Origin of the sequence: Curtobacterium sp. 8I-2 (genome assembly GCF_902506155.1) — a bacterium.
GTDB lineage: Bacteria > Actinomycetota > Actinomycetes > Actinomycetales > Microbacteriaceae > Curtobacterium > Curtobacterium poinsettiae.
Genome location: NZ_LR732827.1, coordinates 2,105,209 through 2,118,406 on the forward strand (window position 1 = coordinate 2,105,209; position 13,198 = coordinate 2,118,406).

General features: G+C 70.5%; 10 protein-coding genes and 1 riboswitch. Of the genes, 5 read left to right on the forward strand and 5 right to left on the reverse strand.

Going from position 1 to position 13,198, the window contains the following annotated elements:
• Positions 1-332 precede the first annotated feature (332 nt).
• Both BOSE127_RS13725 and BOSE127_RS13730 read right to left on the reverse strand, forming a co-directional pair.
• Positions 333-893, reverse strand: a complete 561-nt coding sequence (locus BOSE127_RS13725) for a YceI family protein (protein ID WP_017886977.1) — start codon at positions 891-893, stop codon at positions 333-335.
• 109 nt (positions 894-1,002) lie between these two features.
• Positions 1,003-1,935: a hypothetical protein gene (locus BOSE127_RS13730; RefSeq protein WP_071251204.1), complete on the reverse strand. Its 933-nt coding sequence runs from the start codon at positions 1,933-1,935 to the stop codon at positions 1,003-1,005.
• 455 nt (positions 1,936-2,390) lie between these two features.
• Between BOSE127_RS13730 and BOSE127_RS13735 the strand changes: the two genes are divergently transcribed.
• Together BOSE127_RS13735 and BOSE127_RS13740 are read left to right on the forward strand one after the other, a co-directional pair.
• Positions 2,391-3,395 carry an aldo/keto reductase family protein gene (locus BOSE127_RS13735; RefSeq protein WP_056073081.1) on the forward strand — a complete coding sequence of 335 codons (1,005 nt, stop codon included), beginning with the start codon at positions 2,391-2,393 and terminating at the stop codon, positions 3,393-3,395.
• 183 nt (positions 3,396-3,578) lie between these two features.
• Positions 3,579-4,373: a polyprenol monophosphomannose synthase gene (locus tag BOSE127_RS13740; protein WP_159557643.1), complete on the forward strand. Its 795-nt coding sequence runs from the start codon at positions 3,579-3,581 to the stop codon at positions 4,371-4,373.
• 131 nt (positions 4,374-4,504) lie between these two features.
• Here the strand turns inward: BOSE127_RS13740 and treZ are convergent, their stop codons facing one another.
• The 3 genes from treZ to glgX are packed head-to-tail and all read right to left on the reverse strand — an operon-like array spanning position 4,505 to position 10,982.
• The gene (gene treZ, locus BOSE127_RS13745) at positions 4,505-6,259 is read right to left on the reverse strand and encodes a malto-oligosyltrehalose trehalohydrolase (protein WP_159557645.1); all 1,755 of its coding nucleotides are present in this window, start codon (positions 6,257-6,259) and stop codon (positions 4,505-4,507) included.
• The gene (gene treY / locus BOSE127_RS13750; protein ID WP_159557647.1) at positions 6,256-8,754 is read right to left on the reverse strand and encodes a malto-oligosyltrehalose synthase; all 2,499 of its coding nucleotides are present in this window, start codon (positions 8,752-8,754) and stop codon (positions 6,256-6,258) included. The genes treZ and treY overlap by 4 nt, the downstream gene beginning before the upstream one ends.
• Positions 8,751-10,982: a glycogen debranching protein GlgX gene (gene glgX, locus BOSE127_RS13755; protein ID WP_042538299.1), complete on the reverse strand. Its 2,232-nt coding sequence runs from the start codon at positions 10,980-10,982 to the stop codon at positions 8,751-8,753. Before glgX ends, treY begins: the two co-directional genes overlap by 4 nt.
• Positions 10,983-11,110: 128 nt before the next feature.
• On the opposite strand from glgX, the gene BOSE127_RS13760 reads away from it, so the two are divergent.
• The 3 genes from BOSE127_RS13760 to BOSE127_RS13770 all read left to right on the forward strand — a co-directional run.
• The gene (locus tag BOSE127_RS13760) at positions 11,111-11,431 is read left to right on the forward strand and encodes a hypothetical protein (RefSeq protein WP_027464636.1); all 321 of its coding nucleotides are present in this window, start codon (positions 11,111-11,113) and stop codon (positions 11,429-11,431) included.
• An 82-nt stretch (positions 11,432-11,513) separates the two neighbouring features.
• Positions 11,514-11,625, forward strand: a riboswitch (TPP riboswitch).
• Positions 11,620-12,258 (forward strand): ECF transporter S component, encoded by a 639-nt coding sequence (locus BOSE127_RS13765; protein WP_159557649.1) that lies wholly within the window; start codon positions 11,620-11,622, stop codon positions 12,256-12,258. It overlaps the preceding riboswitch by 6 nt.
• A 17-nt stretch (positions 12,259-12,275) precedes the next feature.
• Positions 12,276-13,198: ABC transporter ATP-binding protein (locus BOSE127_RS13770; protein ID WP_201300455.1), on the forward strand; the 923-nt coding region annotated here is incomplete at its 3' end.

Here is a 13,198-nt window from a genome sequence, read left to right on the forward strand (position 1 = left end):
CCCCCGCCGGTCTCGCTCCCGCTCGTCCCGCTCCCGCTCGTCCCGCTCCCGCTCGCGGTCCCGCGAGCGGGCGAAATACCAGGAGCGCCACGGGGATCGGCAGGGTGTTTCGCCCGCTCGTTGGTGGCGCGGCGTGGCATGGGTGCACAGGCCGACGAGCGGGCGAGATGCCAAGCTCATGAGGGTGATGGTCCGGGCATTTCGCCCGCTCGTGGTCGGCAAAGAAGCGCGGGAACGACGAACGCCCCGACTCCGTCGGGAGTCGGGGCGTTCGTCTCGGGTTCGGGTGGTGCCGTTCGGTGCCCTCAGTGGGGCGACGAGTACGAGGAGGCTCAGGCCGCCTGGAGGACGAACTGGACGTCGAGGTTGATCGTGACGTCGTTGCCGAGCGTGAATCCACCGGCCTCGAGCGCCGCGTTCCAGTTCACACCGAACTCGGTGCGGTCGATCTTGGTGGTCGCCTCGGCGCCGAACTTGACCTGTCCGTAACCGTCGGTGGTGAATCCGCCGAGCTCAGCCTTGAGGACGACGGGCTTGGTGACGCCGCGCAGGGTCAGGTCGCCCGAGATGTGCAGGTCGTCGCCCTTCGCCTCGATGCTCGTGGAACGGAAGGTGAGCTGCGGGTGCTCCTCGGTGAGGAAGAAGTCGCTCGTCTTGAGGTGCTGGTCGCGCTGCTCCTGACCGGTGTTGATCGACGCGACGTCGATGCTGGCCTCGACGGTCGACTCGAGCGGGTTCTCGGCGGTGACGACGGTGGCGTCGAACGTCTCGAACTTGCCCTTGACCTTGCTGATGGCGAGGTGGCGGACCGAGAAGGTGACCTCCGAGTGGGTCGGGTCGATCTTCCAGGTGCCGGTCTGGTAGCCGGGAACGGTGTCAGCGGTGAGCGTCATGGTGGTCCTTCTTCCGAACGAGAGTCTGCGGTGCGGCGCGTTCCATGCGCCTGCATCGAGTTGATACTACGACAGTGTGCACCGTTTTGGTTGAAGCGTCAACCATTGTTCACCCAAGTGTCGCAAACCGCGTGTCGTGGGCTCCTCGGGCACCGACGTCGAGCAGCCGACGGATGCGGTTGACGAAGCGCTCGACTCCGTGCGCAAGGTCGTCCGCCGTCACCCTGACGAGCCACCAATCGACGTCCTTGAGGTGCTCACCGCGCGTGAGGTCCTTGCGGAAGCTGGCTGGATCGGTGCGGTGCAGATCGCTCTCGTACTCGATCGCCACCCTGGCCTCGGGGTACGCGAGATCCACGCACGCGATCCACTCCCCGTCGACGACGACATCGTGGTTGAGCGCGGGTTCCGGGAGTCCGCGGCGGAGCAGCGCTAGTCGTGTCCTGGTCTCTCCCGGCGACCGAGAACCCTGCCGGATCTCTTCGAGCGCGAGGCGGAGCTTCACGATCCCGCGGATGCCACGTCGCCGACGGACAGCCAGAGCGAGTTCGTCGAGCGTTGCCCAGCCGAGCCACCCGACGAGCGCGTCCCCGGCGACGATGAGTTCGTCGAGCGTCAACATCGAGCCGAGCGCGACGAAGGTGTCGGCAGGTGTGGTGAGCGGCACACCTCGGGCGATCGTCGCCCGGACCGACCCGTACCGCGCTCGATGGCCGACCGTGCCACGAACCCGGAGCGCTTGGTCGGTGCCGATCGTCGTGACGTGCAACCGCTGATCACGTTCGAGGCGACGGGGGAGGGGGACGCCGATGACCGCTGCGGCGGTGACGTGACTGAACACCTGATCGGGGCGGAGTCGAGGAGCGAGTGCCCGAGCACGTTCGTCCACGGATTCCGGGGGGAACGCGGACCGGATGCCGTGGAACGGTCGGACGAGGTCGCGTGCGTCGAGGCGACCACGCGAGACCCCGCGGTGCAGCGCGTCCCGCACCCGGAAGGAAGCGTCACGGAGTGCCATCGGGAGCCGGCGTCTGGCGGTCATCTCCACATCGTGGCCGCGAGCTGACGGTGCGGACGGGAGTAGCGCCTCCATTGTGGATCGTGACCGCGCTCGTGCGGTTGTGGAGGGATGGCGACACCGTCGAACGGGCGAAACACCGGGCGCATCCCGCCGTCGCACGCCGGTGTTTCGCCCGTTCGCGGGGTTCGCGGGGTTCGCGGGGCTCGTCGGCGGGGCCGTTGGACGCTCGGGAACTGCCTCCCGAGGGATCGCCCGAAGCGCTCTCACGGCGAGCGGGCGAGATGTCCCGGTGCGTCGTCGAGCACACCTGGGCATTTCGCCCGCTCGCCGATCCTGCTCGCCGATCCCACCGCCCGTCCGCGCCGCCTGGCCGCGCCGGCCGGCCGCGCCGGNCACCCGCACCCCCGCCCCACCCGCGCCCGACAGGCACTCGCGGGACCCCTCACGTGCGCGCTCACTCCAGTAGCGTCGGGACCATGGAATTCAGGTACCTGGGCAACTCCGGACTCAAGATCTCCGAGATCACCTACGGCAACTGGCTGACGCACGGCTCGCAGGTCGAGAACGACGTCGCCACCCAGTGCGTTCGGGCAGCGCTCGACGCCGGCATCACCACGTTCGACACTGCGGACACGTACGCCAACACCGCCGCCGAGACCGTCCTCGGCGAGGCGCTCAAGGGCGAGCGGCGCCAGTCCCTCGAGGTCTTCACGAAGGTCTACTGGCCGACGGGCCCGAAGGGGCACAACGACGTCGGCCTCAGCCGCAAGCACATCATGGAGTCGATCGACGGCTCGCTCGAGCGGCTGCAGACCGACTACGTCGACCTCTACCAGGCGCACCGCTACGACTACGAGACCCCCCTCGAGGAGACGATGCAGGCCTTCGCCGACGTCGTCCGTCAGGGCAAGGCGCTCTACATCGGCGTCAGCGAGTGGACCGCCGAGCAGATCCGCGCCGGCGCCGCACTCGCCAAGGAGCTCGGCTTCCAGCTCATCTCGAACCAGCCGCAGTACTCGATGCTGTGGCGGGTCATCGAGGGTGAGGTCGTCCCGGCCTCGAAGCAGCTCGGCCTGTCGCAGATCGTCTGGTCGCCCATCGCGCAGGGCGTCCTGACCGGCAAGTACAAGCCCGGTCAGCCCCTGCCCGAGGGCTCGCGGGCCACGGACGAGAAGGGCGGCGCCGACATGATCAAGCGGTTCATGCGCGACGAGGTCCTCGAAGCCGTGCAGCGCCTGCAGCCCGTCGCGGACCAAGCCGGCCTCACGCTCGCGCAGCTCGCGATCGCGTGGACCCTGCAGAACGAGAACGTCGCCTCGGCGATCGTCGGTGCCTCGCGTCCGCAGCAGGTCACCGACAACGTCAAGGCCGCCGGCGTCAAGCTCGACGCGGACGCCCTCGCGGCGATCGACGAGGCACTCGGCGACATCCCGGAGCGCGACGCGTCCAAGAACGTGTCCCCGTCTTCGCGCCCCGCGTAGACGCGACCGACCGGCGGACGGGAGGCCCGGTGCCAGCTGGCACCGGGCCTCCCGTCCGTCCCGGTGCGGGTGCACCCCGCCGTCACCCAGACGAGGACCGGTCTCGCTGATCAGGTTCGCAGCGCGCTCTTCGGAGGACCGCAGCCGCCGTTCGGTACATTCGGGTGGAGCACGAGGAGCACCATGAGCGAGACCCTGGTCATCATCCCGACCTACGACGAAGCCGAGAACGTCCGGCCCATCGTCGAACGCACGCTGGCCGCGACGGACGACACGGTGCACGTGCTCGTCGTCGACGACAACTCACCCGACGGCACCGGCGACATCGCGGACGTCATCGCGACCGAGACCGACCGTGTGCACGTGCTGCACCGCACCGTCAAGGACGGCCTGGGCGGGGCGTACCTGTCCGGCTTCGCGTGGGGCCTGGAACACGGCTACGCCAAGCTCGTCGAGATGGACGCCGACGGCTCCCACCACCCCGAGTACCTGCCGTGGATGCTCGAGCTCGCGGACTCCAACGACCTGGTGCTCGGCTCCCGCTGGGTCAAGGGCGGCAAGGTCGAGAACTGGCCCTGGTACCGGCTCCTGCTGTCCCGCGGCGGCAACCTGTACACCCGCCTCGCACTCGGCATCGCGGTGCGCGACGCCACCGGCGGCTTCCGGGTGTTCACCTCGAAGGCGTTCGAGCGGATCGACCTCGCCGGCGTCGCGTCGAAGGGGTACTGCTTCCAGGTGGACCTCTGTTGGCGCGCCCTCGAGGCAGGCCTGCGGGTCGTGGAGACCCCGATCACGTTCACCGAGCGGGAGTTCGGTGTCTCGAAGATGAGCGGCAACATCGTCCGCGAGAGCCTCGCGCTCGTGACGAAGTGGGGCATCGACCGTCGCATCCGTGAGACCCGCTCCCTGGTCAAGGACCACCGCAAGCTGCCCTCCGTGCGGAAGAACGCGCACGCGGTGGCCGACCACGCGGCCTGAGTCCACGAACACACGAACACACCAACGCACGAACGGCGACGAAACCAGGGGGTTCGTCGCCGTTCGTGTGTGCGGGACTGCGGCTCGCGCAGCACGCGCACGCGCGTCTAGCGCAGCACGCGCACGCGCGTCTAGCGCAGCACGACCACGCCTCGGCCGCGGAACCGGACGACGCCGGCATCGACCTCGGTCGCCCCGAAGCCGTAGAGCTCCTCGCCCTCGGCCTCAGGGACGGGGACCTCGGCAGCGTCATCGGCGAAGTTCACGACGACGTGCACCGGCGTGACGTCGGGGCCGAGCAGTCCGCGTGTGAGCACGAGCCAGCGACGGTCCTCGCTGAAGCGGACGGTGTTCGCCTCGTACCGGTGGTCGACGAACGCCTGGTCGGTGCGACGCAGGGCGATCAGCACCCGGTACGCGCGCAGGATCGCCGCACCGCGCTCCGAGCTGACGTCGGCCCAGTCGAGCTTCGAGTTCGTGAACGTCGTCGGGTCCTGCGGGTCCGGCACGGCGGACTCGTCCCAGCCGTGCTCGGCGAACTCGGCGATGCGCCCCTCGGCGGTGGCCGTGCCGAGCTCGGGCTCCGGGTGCGAGGTGAAGAACTGCCACGGTGTCGAGGCCGCGAACTCCTCGCCCATGAACAGCATCGGCGTGAACGGCCCGAGGAGCGTCAGGGCTGCGGCGATCACGAGCCCCTCGTCGTCGAGGGTCGCGGCCAGCCGGTCGCCGGCGGCTCGGTTGCCGATCTGGTCGTGGTTCTGGTTCGCGACGACCAGGGCCGTCGCGGGGGAGGTCCCACGGTCGATCGGTCGGCCGTGCCGCTTACCGCGGAACGACGACCAGGTGCCGTCGTGGAAGAAGCCGTCCTGGAGGACCTTCGCCAGCGCCGAGAGCGGAGCGAAGTCGGCGTAGTAGCCGTTCGTCTCACCGGTGAGCGCCACGTGCACGGCGTGGTGGAAGTCGTCGGACCACTGTCCGGCGAGGCCGTACCCGGCGGCCTCGCGCGGCCGGAACATCACCGGGTCGTTGAGGTCGGACTCCGCGATGAGCGACAGCGGACGCCCGATGAACGACGAGTAGGCGTCGGTCTCGTCGGCCATCGACGCCAGCACGTGCGGGCGGGTGGTGTCGCGGATCGCGTGCACGGCGTCGAGCCGGAGCCCGTCGACGTGGTGGTCGCGGAACCACATGCGCACGTTGTCGAGGACGTACCGACGGACCTCGGGGTGCTCGACGTTCACCGAGTCGCCCCAGGTGTTGCCGAGCCCGGCGAGCAGGTAGGGGCCGTACAGCGGCAGGTAGTTCCCGCTCGGGCCGAGGTGGTTGTAGACGACGTCCTGGATAACACCGAGCCCCAGCGCGTGCGCCGTGTCGACGAACCGGTCGTAGGCGTCCGGGCCGCCGTACGGCGCGTGCACGGAGAACCAGCCGACCCCGTCGTAGCCCCAGTTCCACTCGCCGTTCACCGCGTTGACGGGGAGCAGTTCGACGAACTCGACCCCGAGCTCGACCAGGTGGTCCAGCTTCTGGGCGGCGGCGTCGAGCGTGCCCTCGGGCGTGTAGGTGCCGATGTGCATCTCGTAGATCACGGCGCCGCGGGCCGGGCGTCCGGTCCACGACTCGTCGGTCCACGCGAACCGAGCGGGGTCGACGACCTCGGACGGGCCGTGCACGCCCTCGGGCTGGTACCGGCTCCGGGGGTCCGGTCGGACCGCGTCGTCGTCGCCGATGCGGAACCCGTACCGGGCGCCGACCACCGGCATCACGGCGTCGGTGGACCACCAGTCGTCGGTGCCCCTGGTGAGCGGGTACTCGACGTCGTCGACGACGAGCCGGACCCGGTCCGGCTCGGGCGCCCAGACGGCGTAACGGTCGGGTGCGGTCATGCGTGACCCTCCAGGATGTCGATCTCGGCCTGCGTGTCGGACTCGGTGGCGTCCGTCGTGCCGGCGGCGGGCCGGGAGGCACCGCTCGCGTCGGACACGGCGGTCACCGCGTCGGCGTGGCCGGCTGCACCCACCGCGTCGGCGGGCACGAGCAGCGCGACCGGGTAGGTGGTGAGCAGGTCGGCCAGCGCGATCCCGCCATCAGCGGGGACGTGTCGGCCGGTGAGCAGGTCGATGCGCTCGACCGGGACGGCGTGCACCAGGGTGTCGCCCCAGCCGCCGACGCGGTCGAGGCCGATCGGCAGGCGCGTTGCGATCGTCACGGCGCCGCCGCGGTCGAACGCGATGACGTGGTCGGCCGCGCTGCCGGTGGCCTCGAGCTCCAGGTAGCGGGTGAACAGCTCCGGGTGGTCCCGTCGGATGCGCAGTGCGCGGGTCGTGACCAGGAGCTTCGCGGCTCCGTCGATGCCGATGGTCGGCAGGTCCTCGGGGCCGTCGTCGTCCGGGCCGTCGAGTTCGGCGAGCACGTGACGCCGCTCGGCGTAGTCGACCGGGCGTCGGTTGTCGGGGTCGACCAGCGAGCGGTCCCAGAACTCGGTGCCCTGGTAGACGTCGGGGACGCCGGGGGCGGTGAGCTGGACGAGCTTCTGGGCGAGACCGTTCGACCACCCGGCAGCGTCGATCTGCCCGTCGAGGGCGTCGAGCACCACGACCACGTCCGGGTTGTCGAACGCGGCGTCGACGATCGCGTGCATCTGCTGCTCGAACGCCTCGTCGGGCTCGGTCCACGTGGTGCTGTCCCCGGCTTCGCGGGAGGCCTTCTCGGCGTAGGCGTGCAGACGTTCGCGGCTGGCGGGCCGCGCGCCGACGATCGCCTGCCAGAGCAGGTCGGCGAACACGCGGTCCCGCAGCGGCACGAGCGACTGCAGCCGCTCGAGCGTGGCGGCCCACTCGTCGCCGAGCTCGGCCAGCACGGCGATGCGGGCGCGGGTGTCCTCGCTGCGCTTCGTGTCGTGCGTGGTGAGCGTCGTCATGGTGTGCGGCCAGCTGCCCAGCCGTTCGCGCTGTGCCTGGTGGAAGTCCGCCACCGAGACCGCGAAGACGCTCGGGTCGCCGCCGACCTCGCTCAGGGACGACAGGCGCGAGGTGCGGTAGAACGCGGTGTCCTCGACGCCCTTCGCCATCACCATGCCGCTGGTCTGCTGCAGTCGGAGGGCCGCGGCGTTCGTCGGGTCGACGAGGGCCGGTGCGATCCGGTCGATGACGTCGTCGAGGTCCGGGCGGGCCGCGGCGGCGCGCTCGAGCGCGGTGATCAGGTGGTGGGCGCCCTCGGGCAGGTACGTGCGGTACACGTCGAACGAGGCAACGACCTCGGCGACCGCGTCGACGATCCGCTCGTGCGTGATCGTCGCCGTGACGGCACTCGGTGCGAGCAGACGAGCGAGCCGCTCGACCTCGCTGCCGAGGATGCCGTCCGCGATGCCCCGTCGGGTGTCGTGCGTGAGCTGCTGCCAGTCGGTCGGTTCGGCGCCCGACGCCGCGGTCAGGGACTGTTCGCCCGCCGGGTCGACGAACACGCGGTCGAGCACCCCGAGGGCGTCGTACCCGGTGGTGCCGTCGACCGGCCACGAGCTCGGCAGCTGCTCGCCGGGCTCGAGGATCTTCTCGACGAGGGTGTAGGCCCCGCCGGTCAGCTCCGCCAGGTCCTGCAGGTAGCCCGCCGGGTCGTACAGCCCGTCCGGGTGGTCGATGCGCAGGCCGTCGACGAGCCCGTCGCGGAACCAGCCGCCGATGACCGCGTGCGACGCCGCGAAGACCTCGGGCTCCTCCACGCGGATCGCCGCGAGGGTGTTCACCGCGAAGAACCGGCGGTAGTTCAGGTCGTGGTCGGCACGCTTCCAGTGCACGAACGCGTAGTGCTGGCGTTCGTGGACGGTCTCGACGGTGTCGCCGTCGTGCACCGTGCCCGGCGCCGTGGGGTAGGCGGTCTCGCCGACGCGGAGCACCGGACGCTCGGCGTCGGACGTGTCCAGCGTGATCGCGTCGAGCAGCCGGTCGTCCAGCACGGGGACCCGGAGCTTGCCGTCGCCGGCTTCCCAGTCCACGTCGAACGCCCAGGCCACGGGCGAGCCCTGGCCGAGTTCGAGCAGGGACCACCACCACGGGTTCGACTCGGGGGTCGCGACACCGACGTGGTTCGGCACCACGTCGACGATGACCCCGAGGCCGACGGCGTGCGCGGCCTCGGCCAGCGCCCGCATCGCCTGGTCGCCACCGCGGTCGGTGTCGACGCGGGTGTGGTCGACCACGTCGTAGCCGTGGTTCGACCCGGACTCGGCCTGCAGCACGGGCGACAGGTACAGCCAGTCGGCGCCGAGGTCGTGCACGTAGCCGACCAGGTCGCGCGCGGCGTCGAGGTCGAAGTCGGCGGAGACCTGCAGGCGGTACGTCGACGCGGGCACGCGGTTCGCGGCGCCGGGCGTTCCGGCGGTCATCGGGCGGTTCCGCTCGGTGCGGTGGACCCGGCCGGGTTGACCGGGGTGACGGCGTCCTGCGGTGCTGCCGGTTCGGTGGCACCGTCCTGTTCGGCGTCGACCGGGGTGCTCGTGACCTCGTGGTCGGGCTCGGCGCGGAGCACGATCATCGACCGTGCGGGGACGTCGAGCGGGGTGCCCGCGTCGAGCACCTCGTCACGGGCGCCGGGGTCCGCGGTGTCGATCCGGACGGTCCAGCCGGGGGAGTACTCCTCGGGCGGCAGCGTGAAGGTCACGACGTCGTCGTGGGCGTTGAAGTACGTGATGAAGCCGACGTCGGTGACGCGCTCACCGCGGGCATCGCGGCCGCGGATGCCCTCGCCGTTCAGGTACATGCCGACGCTCTTGCCGAAGCCGGAGTCCCAGTCCTCGGGGTCCATCGCGTCGCCCGAGGGGGTCAGCCACACCACGTCGGGCAGCGGCTCGCCCTCGCCACGACGGACCGGACGGCCGTTGAAGTACCGGGTCCGGCGGAACGTCGGGTGGTCGTGCCGCAGCTTCACCACGTCGGCGGTGAACTGGATGAGGTCTTCGTCCGCGCTGTCCCAGTCGATCCAGCTGAGCTCGGAGTCCTGCGCGTAGACGTTGTTGTTGCCCGACTGCGACCGACCGAGTTCGTCGCCGTGCGCGAGCATCGGCACACCCTGGCTCAGGAGCAGGGTCGCCAGGAAGTTCCGGCGGCGCTGCAGCCGCAGGGCGTTCACGGCCTCGTCGTCGGTCGGGCCCTCGGCGCCGGAGTTCCACGACCGGTTGTGGCTCTCGCCGTCGTTGTTGTCCTCGCCGTTGGCCTCGTTGTGCTTCTCGTTGTAGGCCACCAGGTCGTACAGCGTGAAGCCGTCGTGTGCGGTGATGAAGTTGATGCTCGCCTTGGGCGTGCGACCGTCGTGCTCGTACAGGTCGGCCGAGCCCGAGATCCGGGACGCGAACTCGCCGAGCGTCGACGACTCACCGCGCCAGAAGTCACGGACGGTGTCGCGGTACTTGCCGTTCCACTCGGACCACTGGGGCGGGAAGTTGCCGACCTGGTAGCCACCGGGGCCGACGTCCCACGGCTCGGCGATGAGCTTGACCTGCGACACGATCGGGTCCTGCTGGACCAGCTCGAAGAAGGCCGACAGGCGGTCGACCTCGTAGAACTCACGCGCCAGCGCCGACGCCAGGTCGAAGCGGAACCCGTCGACGTGCATCTCGGTCACCCAGTAGCGGAGCGAGTCGAGGATGAGCTGCAGCGAGTGCGGGTGCCCGACGTTGAGCGAGTTCCCCGTGCCCGTGTAGTCCATGTAGAACTTCTTGTCGTCGTCGACCAGGCGGTAGTAGGCCGCGTTGTCGATGCCGCGGAACGACAGCGTCGGGCCGAGGTGGTTGCCCTCGGCGGTGTGGTTGTAGACGACGTCGAGGACGACCTCGATGCCGGCGCGGTGCAGCTCGCGCACCATCGTCTTGAACTCCTGGACCTGCTGGCCCTGGTCGCCCGACGACGAGTACGCCGAGTGCGGCGCGAAGAAACCGATCGTGTTGTAGCCCCAGTAGTTCGACAGCCCCTTGTCCTGCAGGGTGGAGTCGTTCACGAACTGGTGCACCGGCATGAGCTCGAGCGTGGTGATGCCGAGGCGCTGCAGGTGCTCGATCACCGCAGGGTGGGCGACGCCGGCGTAGGTGCCGCGCTGCTCTTCCGGCACGTCCGGGTGGGTCTCGGTGAGGCCCTTGACGTGTGCTTCGTAGATGACGGTCTCGCCGTACGGCGTGCGTGGCGGACGGTCCCCCTGCCAGTCGAAGAAGGGGTTGATCACGACGCCCTTCATCATGTGCGACGCGGAGTCCTCGTCGTTGGTCGAGTCCGGGTCGCCGAACGTGTACGAGAAGAGCGACTGGTCCCAGTCGATCTCGCCGCTGGTCGCCTTGGCGTACGGGTCGAGCAGGAGCTTCGACGGGTTGCAGCGCGCGCCGGAGTCCGGGTCGTACGGGCCGTGCACGCGGAAGCCGTACTCCTGCCCGGGGCCGATGTTGGGGAGGTACGCGTGCCAGACGTAGGCGTCCACCTCGAGCAGGCGGACGCATTCTTCGTTGCCGTCGGAATCGAACAGACAGAGTTCGACGCGCTCGGCGACCTCGGAGAACAGCGCGAAGTTCGTGCCGCTCCCGTCGTAGGTCGCCCCGAGCGGGTACGGGTTTCCGGGCCAGGTGTGCAAACGGTCCTCCAGGTGTGGGTGCGGCCAACATATCGGCGGCACTCGTCCGCGTCCGCAGACAAGCCCCAGCTGTGGATGCGTGAGGCGCCCCGCGGCCTGTTGAGGAACGGACGAGTAGCGTCGCGCGCATGGCCAACATCGTCTCGAAGATCGCAGACCAGGTCCGCCCGCTCGGGGTCTCCACGAACTACGGAGAACCCGTCGAGGTCGGCGACCAGACCCTCATCCCCGTGTCCGTCAGCTGGTTCGGCTTCGGTGGCGGCGGGGACGACGAGAACGGTGGCGGCGGTGGCGGCGGCCTGTCGGCCCCCGTCGGCGCCTACGTCCGTCGCCCGGGCAAGGACCTGGTGTTCGAGCCGAACCCGATCTCACTGATCGTCGTGGGCATCCCCTTCGTGTGGGTGGCCGGGCGTGTCCTGCGCAAGCTGGTGCGCGCGCTCAAGAAGTGACCACCTGACGCAACGGGAGGCCCGTGGCGACGCCGCCACGGGCCTCCAGTCCTTCACGCGGTCGCGACCGCGTCTAGACTGCTGGCACACACACGGGAGTCCGGGACCGCCGGGCTGAGAGGGAGCGATCGGCGCTCCGACCGTCGAACCTGATCCGGATCATGCCGGCGCAGGGAGGAGTCAGCAGCATGCCTTCAGGCACGTCAACAACCGTCACCACCGCTCCGCGGCGATCGCTGCGCTGGCGGGTCGTCGACATCGTCGTCGCGAGTGTGCTCGCGGTGGCACTCGGAGTCGTCTTCCGGGTCTGGGAGTTCGGCTACGAACCCATCAGCGCCGTCATGGACCTCGTGCTCCCCGGCACGAAGGCCCTGTTCGGCGGGGTCTGGCTGCTCGCCGGCCCGATCGTCGCGATCGTCGTCCGGAAGCCCGGCGCCGCGCTCTACGGCGAGATGGTGGCCGCGTCGGTCGAGGCGTTGTTCGGCACGCAATGGGGATGGCTCACCCTCGAGGCCGGGCTGGTCCAGGGCCTCGGCGCCGAGATCGTCCTCGCGCTGTTCCTGTACCGCGTCTACCGCCTGCCGGTCGTCGTCCTCGCCGGTGCCGCTGCCGGGCTCGCGCTCGGCATCAACGACACCGTCCTCTGGTACCCGGGACTCGACGTCGCCTTCAAGGTCGTCTACGTGATCTGTGCCGTCGTCTCCGGTGCCGTGATCGCGGGAGCGGGCTCCTGGCTGATCGTGCGGGCACTCGCCCGCACGGGGGTGCTGTCGTCCTTCGCCGCCGGCCGTGAGCACAGCCGTCGCGAACCCCGCGCCCTGGTGTGACCGTGCCCGCTCCGTCCGTGACGCCCACCTCTGCCGGTGGCGATGCCGGTGTCGGCGTCCGCGGGGCGCGCATCGTGTTCCGTGGCTGGGGCTGGCGGTACGCGGAACGGGACGCCTGGGCCGTCCGCGGAGTCGACCTGGTCGTCGAGCCGGGGGAGCGCGTGGCCGTCGTCGGACCGTCCGGGGCCGGCAAGTCGACGCTCCTGCGAGCCGTCGCCGGCGTGCTGCCCGACGAACCCGACGCCACCGACGCCACCGCGGCGTCGGTGCAGGGGACACTCCTGGTCGACGAGTCCGACCCCCGCGCGGTCCGCGGGCGTGTCGGCCTCGTCATGCAGGACCCCGAGGCGCACACCGTGATGTCCCGCGTCGGCGACGACGTGGCCTTCGGCTGCGAGAACGCCGGTGTCCCCCGCGAAGAGACCTGGGACCGGGTGCGGTCCGCGCTCGACGTCGTCGGCCTCGACCTGCCGCTCGACCGCTCCACCGCGCAGTTGTCCGGCGGGCAGCGGCAGCGGTTGGCGCTCGCCGGCGTGCTCGCGATGCGGCCCGGTGCGCTCGTGCTCGACGAGCCCTGCGCCAACCTCGACCCCGAGGGTGTGGCGCAGGTGCACGACGCCGTCCGGGCACTGCTCGACGACACCGGGGCAACCCTGCTCGTGGTGGAGCACCGGATCGGCACCTGGCTCGACCTGGTCGACCGGCTCGTGCTGCTCGAACCGGCGGGCGGCGTCGTCGCGGACGGTCCGCCGGCGCAGGTGCTGGCGACCCACGGCGAGGCGCTCACCGCGGCCGGGGTCTGGGTGCCCGGTGCCGAGCCGGAGCGCGGTTCTGCGCGAGGGCAGCGTGCGGCGGGACGAGCGGGCGAAATACCCGGGTCGCCCGGCGGGGTGACTGCGGCATTCCGCCCGCTCGGCGAAGGGGCGCTCGGCGCGGGGGG